At 67.5% G+C, this 24,228-nt stretch carries 21 protein-coding genes; 8 read left to right on the forward strand and 13 right to left on the reverse strand.

Annotation, left to right across the window (positions count from 1 at the left end; all coding sequences use genetic code 11):
• Positions 1–21: 21 nt before the first annotated feature.
• Positions 22–843 (reverse strand): transcriptional regulator, encoded by an 822-nt coding sequence (locus U9J39_RS08025; RefSeq protein ID WP_115709606.1) that lies wholly within the window; start codon positions 841–843, stop codon positions 22–24.
• Between the two features lie 660 nt (positions 844–1,503).
• Here U9J39_RS08025 and U9J39_RS08030 point away from each other — a divergent pair.
• A complete protein-coding gene (locus U9J39_RS08030) occupies positions 1,504–2,883 on the forward strand; it encodes an undecaprenyl-phosphate glucose phosphotransferase (protein WP_115680317.1) in 1,380 nt (459 codons plus the stop codon).
• A gap of 44 nt (positions 2,884–2,927) precedes the next feature.
• Positions 2,928–4,040, forward strand: a complete 1,113-nt coding sequence (locus U9J39_RS08035; protein WP_116312626.1) for a glycosyltransferase — start codon at positions 2,928–2,930, stop codon at positions 4,038–4,040.
• A gap of 20 nt (positions 4,041–4,060) precedes the next feature.
• Here the strand turns inward: U9J39_RS08035 and U9J39_RS08040 are convergent, their stop codons facing one another.
• Genes U9J39_RS08040 through U9J39_RS08070 form a run of 7 tightly spaced genes read right to left on the reverse strand, consistent with a single transcriptional unit; the run spans position 4,061 to position 12,658 of the window.
• Entirely contained in the window at positions 4,061–5,368 is a 1,308-nt protein-coding gene (locus U9J39_RS08040; protein WP_326346884.1) for a hypothetical protein, read from the reverse strand.
• Complete coding sequence (locus tag U9J39_RS08045) at positions 5,355–6,557, reverse strand: lipopolysaccharide biosynthesis protein (RefSeq protein WP_115680320.1); 1,203 nt, start codon at positions 6,555–6,557, stop codon at positions 5,355–5,357. The genes U9J39_RS08040 and U9J39_RS08045 overlap by 14 nt, the downstream gene beginning before the upstream one ends.
• A complete protein-coding gene (locus tag U9J39_RS08050; protein ID WP_326346885.1) occupies positions 6,554–7,783 on the reverse strand; it encodes a polysaccharide pyruvyl transferase family protein in 1,230 nt (409 codons plus the stop codon). Before U9J39_RS08050 ends, U9J39_RS08045 begins: the two co-directional genes overlap by 4 nt.
• Positions 7,746–8,825: a hypothetical protein gene (locus tag U9J39_RS08055; protein WP_115680322.1), complete on the reverse strand. Its 1,080-nt coding sequence runs from the start codon at positions 8,823–8,825 to the stop codon at positions 7,746–7,748. The genes U9J39_RS08050 and U9J39_RS08055 overlap by 38 nt, the downstream gene beginning before the upstream one ends.
• A 3-nt stretch (positions 8,826–8,828) precedes the next feature.
• Positions 8,829–11,063, reverse strand: a complete 2,235-nt coding sequence (locus U9J39_RS08060; protein ID WP_115709613.1) for a polysaccharide biosynthesis tyrosine autokinase — start codon at positions 11,061–11,063, stop codon at positions 8,829–8,831.
• A gap of 21 nt (positions 11,064–11,084) precedes the next feature.
• Positions 11,085–11,522, reverse strand: coding sequence for a low molecular weight protein-tyrosine-phosphatase (locus U9J39_RS08065; RefSeq protein ID WP_115709615.1), 438 nt, complete (start codon positions 11,520–11,522; stop codon positions 11,085–11,087).
• Positions 11,519–12,658 carry a polysaccharide biosynthesis/export family protein gene (locus U9J39_RS08070; protein ID WP_018005665.1) on the reverse strand — a complete coding sequence of 380 codons (1,140 nt, stop codon included), beginning with the start codon at positions 12,656–12,658 and terminating at the stop codon, positions 11,519–11,521. The genes U9J39_RS08065 and U9J39_RS08070 overlap by 4 nt, the downstream gene beginning before the upstream one ends.
• Before the next feature lie 494 nt (positions 12,659–13,152).
• Here U9J39_RS08070 and galU point away from each other — a divergent pair, with 494 nt between their 5' ends.
• The 3 genes from galU to U9J39_RS08085 all read left to right on the forward strand — a co-directional run bounded on the left by galU (position 13,153) and on the right by U9J39_RS08085 (position 16,044).
• Positions 13,153–14,049 carry a UTP--glucose-1-phosphate uridylyltransferase GalU gene (galU, locus tag U9J39_RS08075; protein WP_115703274.1) on the forward strand — a complete coding sequence of 299 codons (897 nt, stop codon included), beginning with the start codon at positions 13,153–13,155 and terminating at the stop codon, positions 14,047–14,049.
• 57 nt (positions 14,050–14,106) lie between these two features.
• Positions 14,107–14,922, forward strand: a complete 816-nt coding sequence (locus U9J39_RS08080) for an undecaprenyl-diphosphate phosphatase (protein ID WP_115709619.1) — start codon at positions 14,107–14,109, stop codon at positions 14,920–14,922.
• Between the two features lie 195 nt (positions 14,923–15,117).
• On the forward strand, positions 15,118–16,044 hold the full coding sequence (locus tag U9J39_RS08085) for a transcriptional regulator GcvA (RefSeq protein WP_115709621.1): 927 nt from the start codon (positions 15,118–15,120) through the stop codon (positions 16,042–16,044).
• 52 nt (positions 16,045–16,096) lie between these two features.
• Here the strand turns inward: U9J39_RS08085 and U9J39_RS08090 are convergent, their stop codons facing one another.
• The 5 genes from U9J39_RS08090 to U9J39_RS08110 all read right to left on the reverse strand — a co-directional run bounded on the left by U9J39_RS08090 (position 16,097) and on the right by U9J39_RS08110 (position 20,564).
• Entirely contained in the window at positions 16,097–16,507 is a 411-nt protein-coding gene (locus tag U9J39_RS08090; RefSeq protein WP_115680327.1) for a thioesterase family protein, read from the reverse strand.
• Between the two features lie 16 nt (positions 16,508–16,523).
• A complete protein-coding gene (locus tag U9J39_RS08095) occupies positions 16,524–17,450 on the reverse strand; it encodes an amidohydrolase family protein (protein WP_326346886.1) in 927 nt (308 codons plus the stop codon).
• 4 nt (positions 17,451–17,454) lie between these two features.
• Positions 17,455–18,429 (reverse strand): Bug family tripartite tricarboxylate transporter substrate binding protein, encoded by a 975-nt coding sequence (locus tag U9J39_RS08100; protein ID WP_115711662.1) that lies wholly within the window; start codon positions 18,427–18,429, stop codon positions 17,455–17,457.
• A gap of 53 nt (positions 18,430–18,482) precedes the next feature.
• The gene (locus U9J39_RS08105; protein ID WP_326346887.1) at positions 18,483–19,715 is read right to left on the reverse strand and encodes a CaiB/BaiF CoA transferase family protein; all 1,233 of its coding nucleotides are present in this window, start codon (positions 19,713–19,715) and stop codon (positions 18,483–18,485) included.
• 69 nt (positions 19,716–19,784) lie between these two features.
• Entirely contained in the window at positions 19,785–20,564 is a 780-nt protein-coding gene (locus U9J39_RS08110; RefSeq protein WP_115680331.1) for an enoyl-CoA hydratase-related protein, read from the reverse strand.
• A 277-nt stretch (positions 20,565–20,841) separates the two neighbouring features.
• Between U9J39_RS08110 and U9J39_RS08115 the strand changes: the two genes are divergently transcribed.
• The 3 genes from U9J39_RS08115 to U9J39_RS08125 are packed head-to-tail and all read left to right on the forward strand — an operon-like array spanning position 20,842 to position 24,185.
• Positions 20,842–21,981: an iron-containing alcohol dehydrogenase gene (locus U9J39_RS08115; protein WP_326346888.1), complete on the forward strand. Its 1,140-nt coding sequence runs from the start codon at positions 20,842–20,844 to the stop codon at positions 21,979–21,981.
• 46 nt (positions 21,982–22,027) lie between these two features.
• Positions 22,028–22,993 carry a Bug family tripartite tricarboxylate transporter substrate binding protein gene (locus U9J39_RS08120; RefSeq protein WP_326346889.1) on the forward strand — a complete coding sequence of 322 codons (966 nt, stop codon included), beginning with the start codon at positions 22,028–22,030 and terminating at the stop codon, positions 22,991–22,993.
• A 1-nt stretch (position 22,994) separates the two neighbouring features.
• Entirely contained in the window at positions 22,995–24,185 is a 1,191-nt protein-coding gene (locus tag U9J39_RS08125; protein ID WP_326346890.1) for a fumarylacetoacetate hydrolase family protein, read from the forward strand.
• Positions 24,186–24,228: the final 43 nt, after the last annotated feature.

A 24,228-nucleotide genomic window follows, 5' to 3' on the forward strand; every position in this document is an offset into this window, starting at 1 on the left:
ATGACGCTCGCTGGCGAGGGTTCATGGCTGGCTCACCGGCTCCTGCGCCATGCCGATGACGGGTCCGGAGAAATCGTCCGGGCGCAGCCAGCGCGACAGGTACTGCCCCATCGCGTCGAGCAGCACGTCGGACATCATTCCCCCGGCTCCGGCCAGCGGCGGACAGATCAGCCACGTGGTGCCGTCGCGTTCCAGCACGCGCAGCGTCTTGGGCTGGTCGGCGGGCTGCAGCACGTGGTCGGTGGCGTGCGCCTGCGCCAGGCCGAAGGCCTGCGCGAAGTCGTCGGCATGGCGCTCGCCCAGGCATATCACCACCTTCGGCTTCCACAACCGGCGAATTCCGTCGATAAAGGCAAAGCGCCGGCCTGCGCGGCACAGGTCGAGATAGCGCTGCCGCGGAAACAGTTCCGGCTGGCCGCGGAACGCCTTCGACCACGGGATCTCTTCGGTCACCCGCGCCGGCAGCGGAAACAGGCTGAGCTTGAACTCGGCGCCCTGCGGGCCGTACAGGTGATGGTCGAAGTAATGCTTCCAGTCCTGCTCGCCCATGGTGGTCTTGAACACCCTGGCGCGCGCGGCGGCCATGATGCGCGCGATCCTCTGGTGCGATTGCCAGCGCTCCATGTGGTGCCGGTACTTGTAGCGGTAGGCGGCATCCCAGGCGGTGGGCCGCGCATGCGGAACCAGCGGGCCCGCCAGCGGCGCCACGCCGGGCAGCGGAGAGCTGTCGCAGAACCAGACCGCAGCGCCTGGATTGCCGCCTTCCATCCCTACGTACGACGCGAAATACGAATCCAGCTGTTCGCGCGTGAAGACCGTCAGTGGCTCTGTGTTCTTTCTCATTCCTCTACCGCGGTGGAGTGAAGGATGCCCGGACGCTGCACCGCATCCGCCGTGCCGGTGCCTCGCACCAGGGCGGCGGTTCCGGACCCGCTCGTCATCGCTTTTTATTCTCACCCCCGCAGCGAGGGGTGCGCTGCCCTGTCGTTTCCCTCCTTGCGCGGGGTAACGCGCAAGCGCGAATGGCGGCATTTTCGCGCGCGAAAAAACGCGCGAAAGTCGATTACATCCGCCACGATTTGCGCTGCAGGCACCGGCGCGAGGCCGCTTCACACGCGTCCGGAGTTTCCCTTCCGATGAAGGGTACCGACGCTTTTGGCCGCATCGCACTATTCGCTCCTGAAAACACGGAGCACGCCGGGGCCTTCAGCGCACCGGCAGAACGAGAGCGTTGCAGTTGCATGGACGGCCCTCACCGATGCGGCCCGTGGCAGGTCATGCGCTGACCGCCGCCACACCATGGAACCGCTGCCGCAAGGCAGTCCCGCACGACTCTGCTTGATCACGCCATGAGCATGCACGGTCAGATGCATGCCATGCGACGAGCCTGGCCGCCACTTCGCGCGGACCGGGAGTTCGGAGGAGACAACAAGGGCGTGGGCACTCGCATGAGCGCCCATTACTCAACGCTTCTGGGAGAAGCAATTGGGTATCTATCGCGATATGTTTGCCAGGCACCACGATCAGCTCGCGCTGATGGCTCGCCTGCTCGACGCCGGCGCCATCTGGGTGGCGGCAATCCTGGCCAGTGAAGTGCGGTTCGACACCGCGCAGGCCCCAATCCACCAGTTCATCCAGTACTTTGCCTGTGCCATTGCCTTCATCGTGCTGCCAGGCTTCGACGTGTACACGTCGTGGCGCGGACGCAGCCTGTTCTCGCTCGCCGCGCGGCTGCTGTCGGCTTGGAGCCTGGTCTGGCTGGTGAGCCTGCTGCTGACCTACCTGCTGCACCAGACCGACTCGCTGTCGCGCCTGTGGATGGTGTACTGGTACCTGTTCGCGCTGGCGGCACTGGTGGCGCTGCGCGTGGTCAGCCGGGCCGTGCTCAACCTGCTGCGCGTTGCCGGCGCCAACAACAAGCGCGTCGTCATCGTCGGCTTCGGCCGCACCGGCCAGGAGATGTACCGCCGCGCCACCGCCAGCCACACCACCGGCTACAAGATCAGCGGCATCTATGCCGCCGAAGGCGAGCCCACGCCGGAAGGACGCCGCCGCATCAACGACAGCGCCGACATCGCCGCGTTCGCGCGCGAGCACGGCATTGCCGAGATCTGGCTGACGCTGCCGATGAGCGAGCACCGGCTGATGCAGGAGATCGCCTTCTCGCTGCGCAATGACTTCATCGACATCAAGTGGATGCCGAGCGTGCTCGACTTCGACCTGCTCAACCACAACGTCGGCAACTTCCTCGGCATGCCCGCCGTGGAGATGAACAAGCCGCCTTCGCTTGGCGTGCGCGGCACCATCAAGGCCCTCTTCGACCGCACCTTCGCCGCGCTGGTGCTGGTGGCGCTGTCGCCGCTGTTCCTGCTGATCGCGGTGCTGATCAAGCGCGACTCGCCCGGGCCGGTGTTCTTCAAGCAGGAACGGCTGGGCCTGGACGGGCGCGTCATCCACGTCTACAAGTTCCGCAGCATGAAGGTGCATGCCGAGCACGGTGTGGTCACGCAGGCCACCAAGGGCGACAGCCGCATCACGCCGATCGGCGCCTTCCTGCGCCGCACCAGCCTGGACGAGCTGCCGCAGTTCATCAACGTGCTGAAGGGCGAGATGAGCGTGGTAGGCCCGCGCCCGCATGCGATGGCGCACAACAACATGTACAAGGAGCAGCTCGACTTCTACATGCTGCGCCACCGCGTCAAGCCGGGCATCACCGGGTGGGCGCAGATCAACGGCTACCGCGGCGAGACCGACACCCTGGACAAGATGGCCAAGCGGGTCGAGCACGACATCTTCTATATCCGCAACTGGTCGTTCTGGCTCGACCTGCGCATCATTTTCTGGACCGCCTTCCGCGGCTGGATGGGCAGCAACGCCTACTGAGCCACAGCCATCCGCTTCCCGTGACGCCATCTAACCGCAAGCCAATGATCAAAGTCCTGCATGTCACAGAGTGCCTGGGAGGTGTCGAGACCTACCTGCACCTGCTGGCCTCCCATATCAACGACGAGCGCATCAGCTTCCACTTCGCGCTGCCGAAGCAATGCTCGGTGTCGGCGGTTGCCGATGCCCGCAATTTCGGCGTCAGCTACCTGCCGATTCCGCGCAAGCTCGATCCGCTCAACGACCTGAAGGCGGCACTGAACCTGCGCGCGCTGGTAAAGCGCGTGGCGCCGCAGATCGTCCACCTGCACAGCTCCAAGGCGGGGCTGGTGGGACGGCTGGCCTGCATCGGCCTGAACGTGCGCGTGGTCTACACCCCGCATGCCTACTATTACCTGGGGCTGCGCGGCATCAAGCGGCGCGTGTTCCTGATGGCTGAGCGCTTCCTGCACCGGCTGACCGACGCGGTGCTGGCAACCTCGCCGTCGGAACGCGACCGCGCCATCCATGAGGTGGGCCTGCCGCGCGAGCGCGCGCATTCCATCCTGAATGCCGTCGAGCCCCGCTCCGTACCGGTGGAACGGCAGCTGGGCGCCGGCGTCAAGCGCGTGATCATGGTGGCGCGGATCAGCCCGCAGAAGAACATCCCCATGTTCCTGGACGTGGCAAAGCTGTTCCAGGGCCGTCCCGACATCGAGTTCATGCTGGTTGGCTACGGCCATTATGAGAACGACCGCGCCACGCTCGATGCCATGCTGCAGGAACGCGGGCTGACCGAGGGCAAGGACATTACCGCGATCGCGTGGATGAGCCGCTCCGAGCTGCTGGAACTGCTGGCGCATGCCGCGGTGGTGGTGCTGACCTCGCACTACGAGAGCTTCGGCTACGTGCTGGCGGAAGCCAATGCGCTGGCGATCCCGGTGGTCGGCACCGACGTCGACGGAATCAAGGACATCATCGTCGACGGCAGCAACGGCTTTATCGTGCCGGTGGACGACGCCGCCTCGATGGCGAGTTCGATCGAAGCCATCGTCGGCGATGCCACGCTGTGGCAAACCATGTCCGAGCAAGCGGTGACGCGCGCCAAGTCCGAGTTCAATATCGTGACCCAGGCCAGGAAGTTCGAGTCCTTCTACTCACGCGCGCTGCTTGCCTAGCACCGCACCGACGGCGCTGGTCAGGGCGGCGCAGTGCCGCCGGGCCAGCTGGCCAGCAGCATCTCCGCGTCGGCAAGCACGGTGCCGTCCTGTAGCGCCGCGCACGGGCGCGCGCCTGCGGCGGTGCCCAGCGCCCTCACCTTGCAGCCGTCCGACCCCGCCTGCGCCAGCGCCTCGCGCAACAGCGCCCGGGCTTGCGGCCCCCAATAGATGCGATGCACCGCGCCGTCCTTGCGCAGCGACAGCACGAAGCTGTCCTGGCGCTGGCGCCATTGCGCGTCCTGCGCCCCGGACAACAGGCCCAGCAGGTCGCGCAGCATGGCGATGACCGGCTTCTCCGAGCCATCGTTTCTGAGCAGACCGAAGTTCGCCTCGCGGTCCCATCTCGCCTGGCCGCGGTCGCGCCACGCGTAGATGCCGAGCATGGGCGCTTGCGCCATGACGCCGGCCAGCACCTGCCTGGCGATCAGCGTCGCCTGCGTGGCTTCGCTGCGCACCGGCAGGTACGAGGCATAGCCCCATTCGCTGACGATCAGCTGCGCGCCCGGACGCGGCGAATTGCGGATGCGGCCGCCCAGCTGCCGATAGTCGCGCAGCAGCGTCTCGGGCGTGGCGCGGTACGGATGGACGCTCAGCCCCTTGATGCAGGCCAGGCGCGGATCGGTCAGCAGGCGCGACAAGGACTGTTCCGCCACCGGATTTGCCGGCCCGGGCATGCGCGCCAGGCCGAACAGGTAAACGGCGGGGGGCGGCGCCGTGCCGGCCTGCGCCAGCGCGTCGCAGATCTTGCCGGCGGTGGAGATCAGCCGGGAAATGGGTACCGACGGATGCAGGAAGGTCTTGTTGTCGGGCTCGTTCCAGATCTCGTACGACAGGTCCGGCCCCGCGTTGCGCTGCATGAACTGGCTGGCGAACGCGGCGAACCTGGCCTCGCTGGCATCGCTGCCACCCTCCTCGCCCTGGTCGCCCCAGATATACCGCCCGCCATACAGTGTAACCAGCATCTGCAGGCCGGCCTGGCGTGCCTGGGCGATGACCTGCGCGTAGCGCTGCGGCGCCAGGTGCCCGCGCACCACCTCGGGCCGCACGCCGAAGCGCACATGGGTAAAGCCCAGGCGCCGGATCTCGGCGAAGTCGCGCGCCGACACCGTGGCCGGATCGACCTGCACGGCAAAGGCCGGCATCGACGCAATCCGGCCCGAAGCCTGCCCGTTCTCGGCATGCGCAGGCCGGGCGGGCCACCAGCCCGAGACCGCGATCAGCGCCACCAGCGCCAGCGCGCGCGTCTGCGCCCCGCGGCGCGGCGATGCGGCGCTACGCGGCGGCATGCCTGCGCAGTACGCCCATGGCGAGCGCACCGGTCTGGAACAGCGCGATGACGAGGAACGACACCAGCATGATCTGCGCCGCTACGAGATAGTCGAGCTGCGGATAACGCCAGGCGCCCAGCGCGATGCCCGCCAGCAGGCCGATGCCCGCTGCCAGGAAGATCGCCCGCGCCATGCCGAACGACTTCAGCAAGGTACGCAGGCACATCACCACCGCAAACACGATCGGAAACAGCGAAAAGAAGCGCACGTCGAGATCCCCATAGGCCGCGCCGAACAGCATGACCACGAGCTGGTCGCCAAACAGCAGCAGCAGCACGCTCAGCGCGCCGGACAGCATCACCCCGCCCAGCACGAAGCCGGCCGCGTTCCTGGCCAGCGTCCGCGTGTCGTCCTGCCGGAACGACGCCGCGAATCTCGGCATCAGGTGGTAGCCCAGCGCCATCAGGACATACTGGGCCGGCAGCAGCACCGTCAGCAGGATGCGGAACTTGGCCGAGTCGGCAAAGTGTCCCAGCGAGCCTAGCAGCACCACCAGGCCCGGCCCGACCAGCCAGCTCATCAGCTGCGCGCTGGCCGAGCTGGCACCGAACCCCAGCCACTGGCGCGGCGACTCCGGCCGGCCCGGGATCAATTCGAGGCGGCCGCGGCGGCGCAGCGTGGCGGCCGCGACCACGGTCGGCAACAGGATCGCGGCCGCGAGCATCAGCATTGCCGCGGGCGCTGGCTGCGTGCCGGAGGCCAGGCCGATCATGGCCACGCCGCCGCCGATCAGCGTGTGGCAGATCAGCAGCCCGGCATAGCCGCGCGTCTTCGCGCCCACGGTCCTGAGCACCCAGTACGCGGTGTAGCTGGCGAACAGCACCGCCGCCGCCGCACAGGCCGAGGTGCTCAGGCCATGCCCGTACAGGTACAGGATGGACCCGGCCGCGACCGGAAACACCGTCAGCACCGCGACCTCGGCCGAGAAGCGCACGCGCAGCTTGATCCCCTCGATCAGCGCCGGCTCGTGCAGGAACGAAACATAGAAGATGTTGATGAACACCACCAGCGACAGCACCACCGCCACCAGCCCATAGCCCGCCACATCCATCGAGCGGGCCAGCGCCACGTTGATGCCGAACTGCACCGCCGTATACGCGGCCTGCTCGAACACCGCGCCCAGCGCCGGCAGCATGCGGCGCATCATGGCGCCCCCTCGAGCGAAGGCGCCGCCCGGAGCGGCGCCGGCGCGGCCGGCACGGCCAGCTTCTGGTCGAACAGCAGCGCCAGCCCCTGCCTGATGTCGCGGCCCAGCCGCGCCGAGCGCTTGAACTGCGCCGCCCCCAGCGAGCGCGCGTAGGCCAGCCGTTCGAGCACGTCGTCGGCGCCGGCGCTCTGCCGCACCGCGAAATCGCCGCGCCCGCTCAGCTTGAAGAACGACGCGACCTTGGTGTCCCAGACAATGCCGACGGACGGCACGCCGAAGCTGAAGGCAATGATGTTGGCGTGCATCCGGTGCCCGACCATGCTGTGGCAGCCCGCGATGATCGCTGCCAGCTCCGCTGGCGACTTCGGCAGCATGTAATCCATGCCGTCAGCGACCTCCGCACCCAGCCGGCTCCTGACCGTGGCCGCGGCGAGATTGTCTTCCTCCGCGCCATTGGTGAACAGCACCACGCGCTGCCCGCCCTGCCGCAACTTGTGCACCAGTTCCACGAACATGCCCAGCCCCGCGCCCTGCTCCGATACCGCGACCAGGTCCGCGTTGTAGTGCAGCGACTCGACGTCCGAGACGCAGATGCCCACGTCCCAGCGCTTCGCCAGCCCGTGCTCCGCATACAGCGACGCACTCAGGATGGCGGGATCGGGAATGATGGCGACGTCGCACGGCTCGCCCGCGCCAAGGCCGACGATATTGCGGCGCGAGCTTTCATCGCGCACCGAGACGAATTGCGGCGCCGCCAGCGCAAAGAAGCGCGACACCAGGTAGCGCCCCAGCCGCGACCAGCCGGCCGCCACGCCCACCGACACCAGCGCAACCTTGGCGTCCTTGCCGAGGCACCGGGCCAGCAGGTAGAGCTTGAGCGGAAAGTTCAGGTCCACGTCGCACAGCAGCTGGCCGCCGCCGACCACCACCATATCGGCATCGGCCAGCTGCTGCTGCCAGCGGGTGCGCCATTGCCGCCGGTATTTCAGCCAGATGGCGGCGGTTAGCACCGGCACCCGGGCCCAGCCCGGCAGCCGCGAGAAGATCCGCATCAGGCGGCCCTTCTTCAGCGAGTTTTCTCCCAGCCGGGTGCGCCCGGCGATGTCCAGGTAGCTGACCCGGCAATCCGGCACGGCCTGGCGGATCAGGTGGCCCAGCGTTTCGGCGATCACCGCATCGCCGAGGTTGTCACTGTATGGCACCGCGCATATGACGACGTGCTTCATCTTGTTTGGCCGGCAAGGCTGTTAGCAAAGGGATGAGGAACAGGCTGACCGAGGTTAGGTGACGAACATAGCTGCCCAGGTCAGGCTCGAAGATAAACTGCACCAGGATATGCGCAACGACCAGCGTGGCAAACCAGCGGCGCTTGCGCTCGGCGTCGGTCGCCGCCGGCGTGCCGGACAAGCCGCGCAGCGCCACGCGCAGGATTGCCGCATGCATCAGCATCATGGCCAGGTCGACCGGCGCGCGGAAGCTGATCACCGGCAACACGAACATGACCGCCGCGTACAGGTAGTTGACGATGAAATTGACACCGGATGTGGGCGGATACAGGTTCCAGATCATGGTGCGGTTGTCGCTGCCGATGCTCAGCGCATAGTTGTTCGAGATGTCCCGCGGCGACTGCAGGATATACAGGATCTCGGACGGCGCCACCAGGATCGCGCCCACCACGCAGGCCAGCACGATGGCCTTCCATGCCGGGCTCAGCCGCGCCGTTGCGCGGATGCCGAGCGCCAGCACCAGGATCATCGCGTAGTAATTGCGGATAAAGAGCGCGTAGCAACCGTACAGCACCATGGTCATGACCACCAGCGCGCGGAACGACACACCGCGCGACATTCCGCCCATGACCAGCACGATCGACATCGCGATCACCACGGTTTCCTTGCCCGGCGACAGCAGGTTCAGCAGCATGCAGGGCAGCACGAACAGCCAGCGCGTGGCCAGGTCACGCAGGCTCGCCACCCGGCTCGACGCCATCGCCAGATAGGCCACGCCGACGGTGGCGGTGACGACATTCACATATTCCGCGCCGAACACCGAGAACACCTTGGCGGTGGCGGCGAACGAATCGTCGAGGTCGGTCGAGCCGCTGACCAGGAATTCCAGCATCTTGTTGGAATCGGTGACCCATTTTTCCGGCAGCGCGTCGCGGCCGAAGAAATAGATCACCAGGTAGAGCAGGCTCAGCACCAGGCTCGCCACCGTGGCCAGCCCGCGCTCGGCCAGCACCCAGTCGCGGTCCAGTCGCGCGGCTTGCATGGCTTACGCCTTCTCGCTCTGCGAGTAGCCGTAGTAGGCATAGCGATAGCGCCCGTACTTGGAGCCATAGCCATAGCGGAAGGCGTTGGGGTCGAGGCCGTTGAAGATCACCCCCTTCACGCTTACGTTGACCTGCGCCAGCTGCTTGGCGCACTCCGAGATCTCGCCGATCGAGCTCTTGCCGAAGCGCGTGACCAGGAACACCGTGCCGCAACGCTCGGCCAGGATCGCGGCATCGGCGACGGCCAGCACCGGCGGGGTGTCGACCATCAGCATGTCGTAGCGCGCGCTGAGCTCCTCGAGCAGCCTGACCATGCGTTCGTTCAGCATCAGCTCGGCGGGATTCGGCGGAATCGTCCCCGTGCCGATGAAGTCCAGTCCCTGCACCACGTCGCGGTGGATCACGTCTTCCAGCGCCAGCTTGCCGGCCAGCACGTCGGACAAACCCGGCTCGCGATCCTTGCCGAAATACTGGTTCAGGTAGCCCTTGCGCATGTCGGCGTCGACCAGCAGCACGCGCTTGCCGCCCGAGGCCATCAACGCGGCCAGGTTGACCGAGACGAAGGACTTGCCCACGCCGGCGGTGGCACCGGTCAGCAGCACGCGGTTGTTGGGCGCATCCAGCATCGCGAACTGCAGCGACGTGCGCAGGCTGCGCAGGCTTTCCACCGAGGGCTCGTTGGGGAAGCGGTCGGCCAGCAGGTAGTGGCCGCGCTTGCGCGCCTGGATGTCCTTGCTGATGGTGAGCTGGTGTTCGGACTGGGGCACGGTCGCATAGACGCTGAGTCCGGTGTGTTCCTCGATGTCCTTGGGATCGGTGATGCCGCCATACAGGGCATTGCGGACAAAGGCCACCACCGCCCCGGCCAGCAGGCCAAGCACCGCCGCCAGCACGATCACCAGCGCCTTCTTCGGCTTGACCGGCTCCTCGGGCACCGGCGAGGTGTCGACCAGGCGCACGCTGCCGACCTTGCCGGCCTTCACCAGCTTGAGCTGCTGCATATTGTTCAGCATGCCGACATAGAGGTCATTGTTGACCTGCACGTCGCGCATCAGGCGCACGGTGTCCTGCTCCAGGTTCGGCAGGGTCTTGACCCGGCCGGCGACCGCCCCCGCCTTGGCGGCCAGCGCGGCAATCTGCTTGTCGACCGCCTGCATCGACGGATGGCCGGGGGCAAAGCGGGTCACCAGCTCGGCGCGCTTCTGCTTGAGTTCCAGCAGCGAGGTTTCGGCGGTCACGCTCTCCTGCAGGAAGGCCTTGCCCTCTTCGCTGAGGTTGAAGGTGCCGCGCTCGTTGCGCATGGCGTTGTACTTCACTTCGGCGCGCTCGAGCTCGCCCTTCAGCTGCGGCAGCAGGTTGTTGAGGAACAGCAGCGATTTTTCCGCCTCCGCGGCCTTGCGGTTGATGTTCTGCGCCACGTACTCGTCGCCGATCTCGTTGAGGATCGCCGCCGTCAGCCTGGCGTCATTGCCTTCCAGCGAGGCCCCGATCACGCCGCTCTGCTTGCCCTTCTCCGCGATGTTCAGCTGCTGCTGCAGCTGCTCCAGCGTCTTCAGCCGCGACTGGCGCACCAGGTTGAAGGCAATGCCCGGCTTGGCCTTCAGCGCCGTCACCAGCAGCCGGATCTCGCCGACCGCATGGCTGGCCTCGACCGCTTCGCCGACGCGGCCGACGATGGGCTGGTCCAGGCTGCTCTGCTCGAGCCGGTAGCGGCCATCGCCCAGGCTCACCAGCAGGAAGTTCTCGCCTTGCAGCGCCTCGGGCACGTCGAAGGTCGGCACCTCGATCGATTCCCCGCCCCAGGCATAGCCGCCCATGCCGAACAGGCCGGGTTCGGACAGCCCCTTCGACTGGCTGGCGATCCAGGGCCCGACCAGCGGAAAATACTTCGGCTTGGCATCGATATAGAGCCGCAGGTTGTCGACCGCCTTGCCGACCACCATGCGCGAGCGCAGGATCTCGATTTCCGCGGTCGCCTGCGTCTTGACGTCGAACAGCGACGAGACGTCGCCCAGCAGGCCGTTGGGACTGTTCTGGCTGTCCTCGACCTGCACCAGGATATTGGCCTCGTACACCGGGCGCGCCAGGAACGCGTAGGCAACCCCTAGCGTCAGGATGGCAAAGGCAATGGCCGCGATCAGCCAGCGGTTTGCCACCAGCACGTCCAGGTAGCGGACGACGGCAATCTCGTCCGACTGGGCCGGCGCCGCGACGGGAATATAAGTGGACTGGTTCATGGCAGGCAGGACGGTATCGGTTTAACCCAGGGCCCGGATGCGCGGCACCCAGGACTGCACGCCGCGCTGGATCAGCTGCAGCGCGCTCTCGAATGCCGCACGGGGCTGGCGGTAGGGATCGGGCACATCGAACTTCTCCAGCTCGCCCAGGCGGAACACGCGCCCGGTGGTGGCCGGGTGCAGGCGCTGGATCTCCTGCCGCTGCGCGCCGTCCATCACCAGGATCAGGTCCGCGCGCCGGATCAGCACGTGATTGAGTTGCTGCGCCCGGTGCCCGGAAATATCCACACCCTGGCGGCTCATCAGGTCCACCGCATGCGGATCCGCCGCATGCCCGGACAGCGCGCCCAGGCCGGCGGAGACCACCTCTCCGTCGGGCAGCGCCTGCCCGAGCAGGCCCTGTGCCATCGGGCTGCGGCAGATATTGCCGATGCAGACCACGAGTACGGTCTTGATCATTTGACTGCGTTCGCGGTGGAGGTGAAGAAGTTGCCGCTCGGCACCAGCTGGTTGATCACGCGGCTCCAGCGCACCACGCCCGCGGCATCGACATAGACCACGTCGCGCGGCTTCAGCTCGAAGGCCTCGGCCAGGGCGAAGGCGACCGGCGACTTGCCGTCGAGGTGGAACACCTCGGCCTCGCCGTCGGCGGCCTTGCGGATCACGTAGAGTTCCTTGGCGTTGGCCGAATTGGGATTCAGGCCGCCGGCCTCACCGATCGCTTCGCTGAGCGTGAGCCGGCCGTTGCGCGGCATCACCGGCGTCGGCTTGACGACTTCGCCGGTCACGAAGACCTTGCTGTCCTCGCGCTGCTCCACGCGCACGATGTCGCCGTTGCGCAGCAGGATGCGCGCCGGATCGATGCCCTGCTGCAGCAGCGCCGGCAGGCTGACGTAGTAGATCTTGCCCTCGCGCGAGATGCGGATGCGGCTGTTGTCGCCGGTCAGCACGTTGATGCCGCCGGCGCGGTTGAGCGCCTCGACCAGCGTCATCGGCACGTCGTCGATATTCTGCGGGCCCGGCGTCTTCACTTCGCCGTCGAGGTAGACACGCTTGCTGCGAAACGCCAGCACGCGCACCGTGACCTGCGGCATCGTCACCACCGGCTTGAGCTGGGTGCTCAGCTGCCCGCGGATCTGGTCCGGGGTCTGGCCGAGCACCTTGAGCACGCCGGCATAGGGAAACTGGATGGTGCCCGCCGGACTGACCACATAGCCGGGAATGTTGGCCGCGCCGCTGTAGCTGGGGATCTCGTAGGCGGCGCCGATCGAGTAGGTCTGCGTGGGGAACACCAGCTCCGGATGGTCCCACACCACGATCGAGAGAATGTCGCCGACGCCTACGGTATATGGTCCGGGCTCGCCGAACAAGGCCTCGACGCCGGCGTTCGCCGGCGGCGTGGCGGCCTTCAGCGTGCGCACCAGCGCCGGCGTGATCTGCGTGACCTTGGGCACCGACTGCGGGTCCTCCGGATCCAGCGGGCGCTGCGGATCGAAGCGCATGCCCGGCGCCAGCGCGCACGATGCCAGCAACGGAACGATCCCCAGGCACATGACGGCCCTGCCAAACCTCAAGCTGCTTGAAAGCTTTAGCACTCTCGATGATTCCCTTGTTTGCAAGAAGACCCGCATGGCCCGCCGCCACCCTGTCGTAACGCACAGCGGTGACCCCGCTGGTTCGGCATGGCACCGGGGGTGCCCGTCCGCTTGTTGGCACGGCTGCGGAACTGAACCTGGCGGTGTTGACTGGTTGTGCCCGGCGCGCTGGGCGCGCTCTTTTCTGCACTGCGTCATCCGTAAATGACCGGCGAAGTTTATGGCTCGCGGGACTACATCTTCAAGGCGCGGCCGGCGTTTTTACCAAGTTTCCGATCCCCCCATCGGAGTGGAAACGAATTCCGTCCCAACGCCTGAGGGGTACCGCGGGTGGTGCGACGCAGCACAATCGCGGGTGGCACCCCGTGCCGACTTAAGGGTGTAGGCGATTGATTCCCTGTTGCGCCTACACCCTCTTTCTTTGCCGGCGGATGAAGGCAGGCCTCGCCGCCCTCGCACCGAGCATTGCCGAACCTTTGAAGGGAACCACTGAAATGACAAGTCGCGTTAGCAAGGCCGTCTTCCCGGTCGCAGGCCTGGGCACCCGCTTCCTGCCGGCCACCAAGGCCAGCCCCAAGGAAATGCTGCCGGTGGTGGACAAGCCGCTGATCCAGTACGCCGTGGAAGAAGCCATGGCCGCCGGCATCACCGAGATGATCTTCGTCACCGGCCGTTCCAAGCGCGCCATCGAAGACCACTTCGACAAGGCCTTCGAACTGGAGGTCGAGCTGGAGGCCAAGAACAAGCAGGCGCTGCTGGACGTGGTGCGCTCGATCAAGCCGGCCAACGTCGAATGCTTCTACGTGCGCCAGTCCGAAGCACTGGGCCTGGGCCACGCGGTGCTGTGCGCGGCCAAGCTGGTGGGCGACGCCCCGTTCGCCGTGATGCTGGCCGACGACCTGATCGACGGCCACCCGCCGGTGATGAAGCAGATGGTGGATGCGTACGACCACTACAACTGCTCGGTGCTGGGCGTCGAAGAGATCCTGCCGGAGCAGAGCCGCTCCTACGGCGTGGTCGAGGGCCGCGAGTGGGCCGAAGGCGTGATCAAGGTCTCGGGCATCGTCGAGAAGCCCGCGCCGGAAGAGGCGCCGTCCAACCTGGGCGTGGTCGGCCGCTACATCCTGACGCCGCGCATCTTCGACCACCTGCGCGCGCTCAAGCCCGGCGCCGGCGGCGAGTTCCAGCTGACCGACGCGATCCAGTCGCTGCTGAGCCAGGAACAGGTGCTGGCCTATCGCTATCACGGCACGCGCTATGACTGCGGCAGCAAGCTGGGCTACCTCAAGGCGACCGTCGAGTTTGCGCTGAAGCACCATGAAACCGGCGCGCAGTTCCGCCGCTACCTGGAGCAGCGCGAGCCCCAGCTGCTGCACAGCCTGGCGGCCTGACGGTCTCCTGCCCCACGCCCCTTCCGAACCGCACAGCAACCACGAGGCCGCCGCCAAATGATCGACTGGATCCACCTGGGCAAGGCATTCCTTCTCGGCCTGCTCGAGGGCCTGACGGAATTCCTGCCCATTTCGAGCACCGGGCACCTGATCCTGGTCGGCGACTGGATCGACTTCGCCTCGCACGAGGCGCGCGTGTTCGACGTGGTGATCCAATTGGGCGCGATCCTGGCCGTGTGCTGGCTGTACCGTGCCAAGATCACCGACCTGTGCGAAGGCGTGGTGCGGCGCGATCCCGACGCGCTGCGCTTCGCCACCGCGGTGCTGGTCGCCTTCCTGCCGGCCGCGGTCATCGGCGCGCTGCTCATCGGCCCGATCAAGCACCATCTGTTCGATCCGGCCGTGGTCGCCGCCGCACTGATCGCGGGCGGGCTGGTCATCCTGTGGGTAGAGCGGCGCAGCACCGTGCCGCGCATCCACGCCATCGAAGACTTCGGCTGGAAACAGGCCATCGGCATCGGCTTCGCGCAGTGCGTGGCGATGATTCCCGGCACGTCCCGCTCCGGCGCCACCATCATCGGCGGCATGCTGTCGGGCGTGTCGCGGCAGGCGGCGACCGAGTTTTCCTTCTTCCTGGCCATCCCCACCATGCTCGGCGCCGCCACTTACGACGCCATGCGGCACTACCACCTGCTCAGCCTGCAGGACATCTGGTCCATTGCCGCCGGCTTCACCGCCGCGTTCCTCTCCGCGCTCTTTGTGGTCAATGCCCTGGTGCGGCTGGTGGCGCGGCATTCGCTGCGGGTGTTTGCGTGGTATCGGATCGGGTTGGGGCTGGTAATCGGGGTGGTGAGCCTGGGCTGGTCGGTTTGACCCGAGTGCCGTCGCGACGCATGGCGGCACCCCTGTCTACCGGTGCTGCCCAGGGTTGGTGGTGCACCAAGTGAAGTCACTACATCGGGATAGGCCCTATTCCCCCGCCCCGGCGTGAATGCTATCGTGCAGCGGCTTGCCGGTCCCGCCGCACCTCACGTCGGCAAGGCGTCAATAGGATTGCGTACCACCGCTATGTCGAGACAGATTCCCCCACTGAACCCGCTCAGGGCGTTCGAAGTGGCTGCCCGGCATCTGAGCTTCACGCGGGCCGCGGAGGAACTGTTCGTCACACCGTCGGCGGTCAGCCACCAGATCAAGGCACTGGAAGAAAGCCTGGGCGTGCAGTTGTTTATCCGCGACGCCAAGGCGCTGGTCCTGACCCCGGCCGGCACCGCCTACCTGCCCAGCGTGCAGCTGGCCTTCAAGCAGCTCGCCGATGCCACGCACCGCCTGCACAGCAAGGACCGCCCCGCGCTGAAGGTCAACATGCCGCCCACGTTCGCGGTCAAATGGCTGATCCCGCGCATGGACCGCTTCATGAAGGCGCACCCGGACATCGACCTGAAGGTATCCACCTCGAACCATCGCATCGACTTCGAGCGCGACGATTTCGACATGGCGATCCGCTATGGCCGCGGCGACTACCCCGGCCTGCACTGCGAGCTGTGCATGGCGGTCGAAGTCATCCCCGTGTGCAGCCCGGCGCTGCTGCGAGGCCCGCAGCCGCTCGAAACACCGTCCGACCTGAAGCACCATACGCTGCTGCACGACGACAGCACCTATACGGACGTGAGCAACCCCGACTGGGCGATGTGGCTGGAGCATGCGGGCGTGACCGATGTCGACGCCAGCCGCGGGCCGTCGTTCTGGCCGAGCCACCTGGTCATCAACGCCGCGCTCAATGGCCTGGGCGTGGCGCTGGTGAAGAAGAACTGGATCGAGCAGGACCTGGCTGAAGGCCGCCTGGTGCGCCTGTTCGAATCGATCCGGCTGCCGGTCGAATTCTCTTACTTCGTGGTGTTCCCGAAGGAGCGGCTGGAGGATCGCCGCATCCGCAGCTTCACTGACTGGATCCGCGCTGAAGTGTCGGCGGAACAGCAGCAGCCGTCCCCCGTCTGAGCACAGCTTGCGGGGCGCGTCCCGCAAGCTGCACGCGCCTGGCCGCGCGAAGTCAGGCCGCGGCGGGCATCGATGCCGTCTTTTTCTGCACGCGTGCGCGCAAGCGCTCGACATCGACCACGAAGCGGCGATGCGTGCCGCTGCAAACCCGCTCCACCGCATCGTCGGCCGTCACGCTGAAGGTGACACTGCGGCCATCGATGGCCGTGACCTCGGCGTGGATGCGCACCTCGCCGCCCAGCGGCGTGGCACCGGTGTGTTGCACCGACACCTCAGCGCCCACCGAGCTTTCGCCATCCTCGAGAAAGCCCTGCAGGAAATCGAGGCAGGTCTGTTCGATATCGCGTACCAGCTCGGGCGTGGCGTAGATGCGCAGGCTCTCGCCAAGAAAATCGATGGTGCGCTGGCGGTCCACCGTCAGCGTGCGTGCGCAGGTTGCGCCAGGTTGCAATCCGTTATTCATCAGGGTTCCTTTCAGGCTACAGGCGATAAAAGCGAGCGGCGTTGTCGTGCCACAGCGCGCGCTGCTGTTCGGGCGGATAGATGGCAATGGCGGCGCGGAAGCCTGCCACGATGGTGCCGTAGCTCGCCACCAGGCTGTCCACCGGATAGTTGCTGGCGAACATGCAGCGTTCCGTGCCGAAAATGGCGATGGCGTCGCGGATCACGGGCACGTTGTCAGCCTGCGTCCACGGCTTGCCCGGCAATCCCAGGCCCGAGATCTTCACGGCGACATTGGGCTGCCCGGCCAGCTCGGCCATCGCGGCGCGCCAGCCCGCCAGGCCGGCTTCACTGCGATCGGCCGGCAGCCCGGTATGGTTCAGGATCAGCTGCGTGCCCGGGAAATCCCGTGCCAGCGCGGCCGCCTGATCCAGGTTCCACCACGGCGCCTGCAGGTCGAAGGACATGCCGTGCCGGGCCAGCAAGGCATAGCCACGCCGCCAGCGCGCATCGTCCATCGATCCCGGCACGCCGCGCCGCGCATCCTCGCGCCGCGCGGCGGTCACCGGCTTGTTGCGAATGCCGCGCATCATGGCGCAGGCGGCATGGCCCGCAAGCACTTCCTCGACATCGCCGCGGTCAAGCTGGGCATGGCCGACGATCACCGTTGGCCGTCCCGTCCGTGCGGCGAGCTGCGCCAGCCAGGCGGTCTCGTCGACGGGATTGGCGCGCGCCCATTCGGCCTCGACATGCACCGTCTTCACCGGCGCGCAGCCAGCCGTATCGCGGGCGAGATCCTCGGGCAGATAGCTCCTGCGCAGCGCCGAGTAATCGCCATAGCGGAAGTTCGGCACCGTCTCGTCCTGCAGCCACGGGTACGGGTTGCGCTGCAGGTCCCAGAAATGCTGGTGCGCGTCGATATAGGGCCCGACGGACGCCGCGCCCTCCGCGGGTGTGTCGCGCATGGGCCTACTCCTTGACGCTGATGCGGCTGGCAAGCTGCCTGAACTGCGCTGACTCCTTCACCATGGCGGCCTGCAGCGTCACGTCATCGGCATAGGTATCGGTGCTGAAATGCAGCTTCTCCAGCGTCTGGCGCATCACCGGCTCCTGCACGGATTTCGCGATCGCCGTCTTCAGCACCGCGATCACCTCCGGCGGCGTGCCCTTCGGTGCCGAAATACCGCGCCAGATGCCCATCGACAGGTCGATATTGCGCTCCTTCAGCGTGGGCACGTTGTCGAAGCCGCTGACCCGCTTGTCGGCCATCACCGCCAGCACCTTGAGCTTGCCCGCGGCCACGTGCGTAAAGACCTCCGCCGTGCTGACCGTGACCGCATCGATATGCCCGCCCAGCAGCGCGAGCGTGGCGGGAGCGCCGCCGGCATAGGGGATATGGTTGAACTTCGCGCCAGTCTTGTCGGCCAGCGCGGCGGCCGCCATATGCCACGCGGAGCCCTGCCCCGCGTTACCCACGCGAATATTGGCATCCGGCTTGCGCGCATCGGCGACAAACTGCTCGATCGTGGTCCACGGTGCATCGGCCCGCACCGCCACGGCGGCCGGGTCCGCGTTCAGGCGTGCGATGGGAACCAGGTCCTGGTAGGTGAACTTGGCCAGCCCGAGGTAATTCAGGAAGGTCAGCTCGCTGGACGACAGCACCAGCTTGTACCCGTCCGGCTTCGCGTTGACCACTTCGCCCAGGCCTACCGAGCCAGTGGCACCCGGCTTGTTTATCACGACGATCGGCTGTGGCAGGTGTTTCGCGGCCGCGGCAGCCAGCGCGCGCGCCACCACGTCCGCCCCGCCGCCTGCCTGCCACGGCACGATCAGTTCGATGCGCCGGCTGGGGTAGGTTTCCGCACTCGCCGTGGCCGTACCACCCAGCAGTCCCAGCACCACGGCCGCCGGCATCGCCCAGCGCCGCATCCGCGAACATGACATCGTCATGGTTGTCTCCTGTCTCTTATCGGTATAGATGATGACCGCGGCTGCGCTCAGGCGGCGCCGCTTTCCAGTTCCGGTGCGCGGGCCGGTGCGCCGAACGCCCCCTGCGCACGCAACCGCGTGACGGTGGCCGCGTCCAGGCCAAACTCGCCCAGCACCTCGTCGGTATGCTGGCCAAGCAGCGGCGCCGGATAGCGCACCTGCTGCGGCGTGCCGCTCAGCTTGACCGGGAACCCGAGCGCCTTGACCCGTCCTTCGACCGGGTGATCGATCTCCAGCACCATGTCCCGCGCCACCGCCTGCTCGCTGGCCAGCGCTTCGTCGTAGGTGAAGATCGGCGCCGCCGGCACACCGGCCGCCAGCAGCGCATCGACCCACTGCGCCGCCGGCTTGCGCGCGAATTCTGCCTCAATTTCAGGGATCAGCGCGGCGCGGTTGCGGATGCGGGCGGCGTTGTCGGTAAAGCGCGGGTCGGCCAGCAGGTCGGGCCGCCCGATCACCTCGCACAGCGCGGCCCACAGCTTGGGGTTGGCCGCGCCGATGACAAAGTGCCGGTCGGCGGCGCGCACCGCCTGGTACGGCGCGCTCATGCGGTTGGCGCTGCCGATCGGCACCGGCACGTCGCCGGTGCCCCAGAACTCGGCCGACTCCCACACCGACAGCCCCAGCGCCGTCTCGAACAGCGACGCATCCACGTATTGCCCCTGCCCCGTATGCTCGCGCCCCATCAGTGCGCTCAGGACGCCATAGGCGGTGAACAGCCCCGCCCCCAGGTCGGCGATCGGCACGCTGGCCTTGACCGGCGGCGCGTCCGGATGGCCCATCACGCTCATCACGCCCGACATGGCCTGCGCGATCAGGTCCAGCCCAGGGCGCCGCGACCACGGCCCGGTCTGGCCGAAGCCGGAGATGCTGGCATAGACCAGGCGCGGGTTGATCTCGCGCAGCACCGCATAGTCGATCTTCAGGCGGGCAGCCACGCCTGGACGGTTGTTTTCCACCAGCACGTCGGCACCGCGCACCAGTTCATAGAAGGCCTCGAGGCCCGCCGGGTTCTTCAGGTCGATCTCGACACTGCGCTTGTTGCGGTTCAGCGCCAGGAAGCCGCCGCTGTCTTCGCCCTTGAGCCGGAAGCCCATCGACTTGCGGGTCTGGTCGCCGGCACCCGGCGCCTCGACCTTGATGACGTCGGCGCCCATGTCGCCCAGCAGCATGCAGCAGAACGGACCCGCCATGATCTGGCTGACGTCCAGGACCTTGATTTTCGATAACGGCAAATTCATGGATACCACCTGAGGTTGAGGCGGCCGCATGGGAATGGCGGCGCCGCGGTGTCTGGAAAAAAGGTGCTGTCAACGGCCCACGAACTGCGGCCGGGTCTTGTCGATAAAGGCGCGGTGCCCGATGCGGAAATCCTCGGTATCGAAGCAGGCATAGGACTCGGCATGCTCTTCCGGACGCAGCGGCGCGGGATCGAGCAGCCGGCGCACGAACTGCTTGTGCCAGCGCGCCACCAGCGGCGCGCCGGCGGCAATGCGCCGTGCCGCCGCGTAGGCTTCGTCCGGCACGGCCTCGTCCGCCACCACGCGGTTGACCAGGCGCTTGTGCAAGGCCTCGTCGGCGTCGAACACGCGGCCTTCCAGCACAATCTCGAGCGCGGTCGCGGGTCCCGCCAGCGCCACCAGCCCGCCGAGTTCGCCATACGACATCACCAGCCCAAGCCGGTTGACCGGCACGCCGAAGCGGCTCGACCTGCCGCAGATGCGCAGGTCGCACATCGACGCGATCTCCAGCCCGCCGCCGACGCAGGCGCCCTGGATCAGCGCGACGGTCGGGTGCCGGCATTCGGCGATGGCGCGCATGGTGGCGTTGGTGATCTCGCCATATTGCTGCGCCTGCGCGGCGTTGGCGCGCATGGTGTCGAACTCGGCGATGTCGGCGCCGGCGGCGAAGGCCTTGTCGCCGGCGCCGCGCAGCACCACGCAGCGCAGCGTGTCGTCGGCCGACAGGCCCTGGATGGCTTCGGTCAGGCCCTGCCACATGGACAGGTCCATGGCATTGAGCTTGTCCGGGTTGTTCAGCGTGATGGTGGCGACCTGCGCGTCGCGTTCGATCAGAATCGGTTGTCTCATGGTTGTCGTTGGTGTGGAGGAGGCCCGGATGGTGCGGGCGATGGTCCGGAGTCCGGCTGGTCTGCGCCAGTCTAGGGCCCGCGCCGCGCGCCGCAAAACGAGAAAATCTCAGCGCCGTTTCAAGAAAAACTAGGCGTCCGCTGCTGTGAGTTTTTCTTGGGCTGCCTTCAAGTAAATCCACGTTGTGACCCGCGGGCCTTGTTCCTAGACTTCGTCACCAATGCAGCCGGCCCGCCCTCCGGGGCACACGGCGCACCCCACACAGCATGGAGACAAGATGGCCCTGATCAACTACATCACCCAGATCCAGATCGACTTCGGCGCGATCGGGCTGCTGGCCCAGGAATGCGAGCGCATCGGCATCACGCGCCCGCTGGTGGTCACCGACGCCGGCGTCAAGGCCGCCGGCATCGTGCAGCGCGTGCTGGAGCAGCTGCGCCCCGGCTGCGAGGCGGTGATCTACGACGGCACGCCGTCCAACCCGACCGAAGCCGCCATGCGCGAGGCCATGCGCCTCTATGGCGAGTACCGTTGCGACGGCATCATCGCGGTGGGCGGCGGCTCGCCGATCGACCTGGCCAAGGGGGTGGCGGTCTGCGCCACCCACGACGGCCCGCTGCGCCAGTTCGCCGCGATCGAGGGCGGCGTGGCACGCATCACGGCTGCCACCGCTCCGGTGATCGCGATCCCCACCACCGCCGGCACCGGCAGCGAAGTCGGCCGCGGCGCCGTGCTGATCCTCGACGACGGCCGCAAGGTCGGCGTGCTGTCGCCGTACCTGGTGCCGCGCGTGGCAATCTGCGATCCGGAGTTGACACTGGGCCTGCCGCCGATGCTGACGGCGGCCACCGGCATGGATGCCATCGCGCATTGCCTGGAAACCTTCATGGCCCCGGCCTTCAACCCGCCCGCCGACGGCATCGCGCTCGATGGCCTGCGCCGCGCCTGGCTGCATATCGAGCGCGCGCGCCGGGATCCGCAGGACCGTGCCGCACGCCTGGCCATGATGAGCGCATCGATGCAGGGCGCGCTCGCGTTCCAAAAGGGGCTGGGCTGCGTGCACAGCCTGAGCCACGCGCTCGGCGGACTGATGCCCACGCTGCACCACGGCACCCTGAACGCCGTGCTGCTGCCGGCGGTGATCCGCTTCAACGCCGACGCACCGTCGATGCGCGCCGACGACAAGCTGGCCCGCATCGCGCAGGCCATGGGACTGCCCGATGCCAGCGCCGTCGGCCCGGCCATCACCGATATGAACCGGCGCCTGGACCTGCCCTCGGGCCTGCGCGAAATGGGCGTCGATCCGGCGCTGTTCCCGCGCGTCATCGACTACGCGCTGGCCGACCACTGCCACAAGACCAACCCGCGCGAGGCCAGCGCCCAGGACTACCTGGCGCTGCTGCAGGCGTCCTTGTAAGGCGCCGCCGTTTCCCTACACCAACAACAACCTCAGGAGACTACGCATGCGACGTCGCACCTTCCTTTGCGCGGGCGCGGCCACATTGGCCACGCCGCTGGCAGCCCGGTCCCAGGCACTGCCGACCAGTCCGATCCGCATCATCGTCGGCTTCCCGCCCGGCGGCGGCACCGACGTGATGGCGCGCGTGCTCGCGCAGCAACTGTCGGCGCTGTGGCGCGTGTCGGTCATCGTCGAGAACCGGCCGGGCGCCGCCGGCGTGGTCGCCGCCGAGTACACCGCGCGCCAGGCGCCGGACGGCACCACGCTGCTGATGACCAATATCAGCAACCATGCCATCGCGCCCAGCCTGTACCCCAAGCTGGGCTACTCGGTGGAAAAGGACTTCACCCCGATCATGCTGGTCGGCGTCACGCCCAACCTGCTGATCTGCCCTACCGGCGGGCGCGCGCGCTCGGTGGCCGACGTGGTCGCGCTGTGCCGCGGCCAGCCGGGCAAGATCACCTTCGGCTCGTCCGGCGCCGGCGCGGCGCAGCACCTGGCGCTGGAAATGTTCAAGCTCCGTGCCGGCGTGGATGCGCTGCATGTGCCGTATCGCGGCTCGGCGCCGATGCTGACCGACCTGATCGGCGGCCAGATCGACTTCAGCTTCGAGACCATGACCTCCGCCACGCCGCAGATCCAGGGCGGCAAGGTGGTGGCGATCGCGCAGACCCGCTCGCGCCGCGCGGCCAGCTATCCCAACGTGCCCACGCTGGCCGAATCGGGTTTTCCCGGCTTCGATGCCGGCACCTGGTACGGGCTGGTCGGCCCCGCCGGGCTGCCCACGCCCATGGTCCAGCGCATGAACGCCGACCTGAACAAGGTGCTGGCGCTGCCCGACGTGGCGGGCAAGCTGGCCGGCTTCGGTGCCGAGGACGGCGGCGGCAGCGCGGCGCGCTTCGCGCAGTTCATCGCCACGGAGCGCGCCAAGTGGGCGCGCGTGGTCAAGGACGCCAACGTCAAGGTGTGACATGACACGACGCATCTCGGTTGAGGAAACCCTGCCGCGCGACGCGGACCGCGCCTTGCTGGTGGGACGCGCGTGGCTGCCCGGCCCGCACGGCGGCCCCGTGACGGTAGTCGTGCGCGGCGCGGAGCTGTTCGATATCACGGCCACCGCGCCCACGATTGCCGGCCTGCTCGCACTCCCTGAGTGCGCCGAACGCGTGCGGCAGGCCGTCGGGCCTTCGCTGGGCCCGCTGCAGGACTGGCTCGACGCGACCTGCGCGCACGGGCCGGACCCCGAGCATCGCCACCTGCTGGCGCCGAACGACCTGCAGGTGGTCAAGGCCGCCGGCGTGACCTTCGCCGCCAGCCTGGTCGAGCGCGTGATCGAGGAGCGCGCGCGCGGCGACGCGGCCAGCGCCGCCGCGGTGCGCGAGAGCGTCAGCGCCATCATCGGCACGGGCCTTGCCGCCATTCGCCCGGGTTCGCCCGAAGCCATGCGCATCAAGGATGTGCTGGTCGCGCAAGGGTTGTGGTCGCAGTACCTGGAAGTCGGCATCGGCCCGGACGCGGAGATCTTCACCAAGGCCGCGCCGCTGTCATCGGTGGGCACTGGCGTGGATGTCGGCCTGCATCCGGCATCGACCTGGAACAACCCCGAGCCGGAGGTGGTGCTGGCGGTCTCGCCGCGCGCCGAGATCGTCGGCGCGGCGCTGGGCAACGACGTCAACCTGCGCGACTTCGAGGGGCGCAGCGCGCTGCTGCTGGGCAAGGCCAAGGACAACAACGCGTCCTGCGGCATCGGCCCGTGGATCCGGCTGTGCGATGCGCATTTCGGCATCGACGAGATCGCGCGTACCGAGATCGACCTGACCATCGAGGGCGAGGATGGCTTCGTGCTGCATGGCGCCAGCGCGATGACGCAGATCAGCCGTTCGCCGCAGGAACTGGTGGCGCATGCAATGGGCGCGCACCACCAGTACCCCGACGGCATGATGCTGTTCTGCGGCACGCTGTTCGCGCCGGTGCAGGATCGCGACGCAGCTGGCGCCGGCTTTACCCATCACCTCGGCGACCGCGTCAGCGTCTCCGCGCCGCGCCTCGGCGGTCTGGTGAACTGGGTCGGCACCAGCGACGCGCTGCCGCCGTGGACCTTCGGCATCGGCGCACTGATGGACAGTCTGGCCCGGCGTGCCCTGCTGCATCCGCCGCCCTGATATCCGCCCCCGCACGGGGCACCGAGAGCCCGGCGCACATCGA

It is taken from the genome of Cupriavidus sp. SS-3 (assembly GCF_035818815.1).
In the GTDB taxonomy this organism is placed as follows: Bacteria; Pseudomonadota; Gammaproteobacteria; order Burkholderiales; family Burkholderiaceae; genus Cupriavidus; species Cupriavidus taiwanensis_C.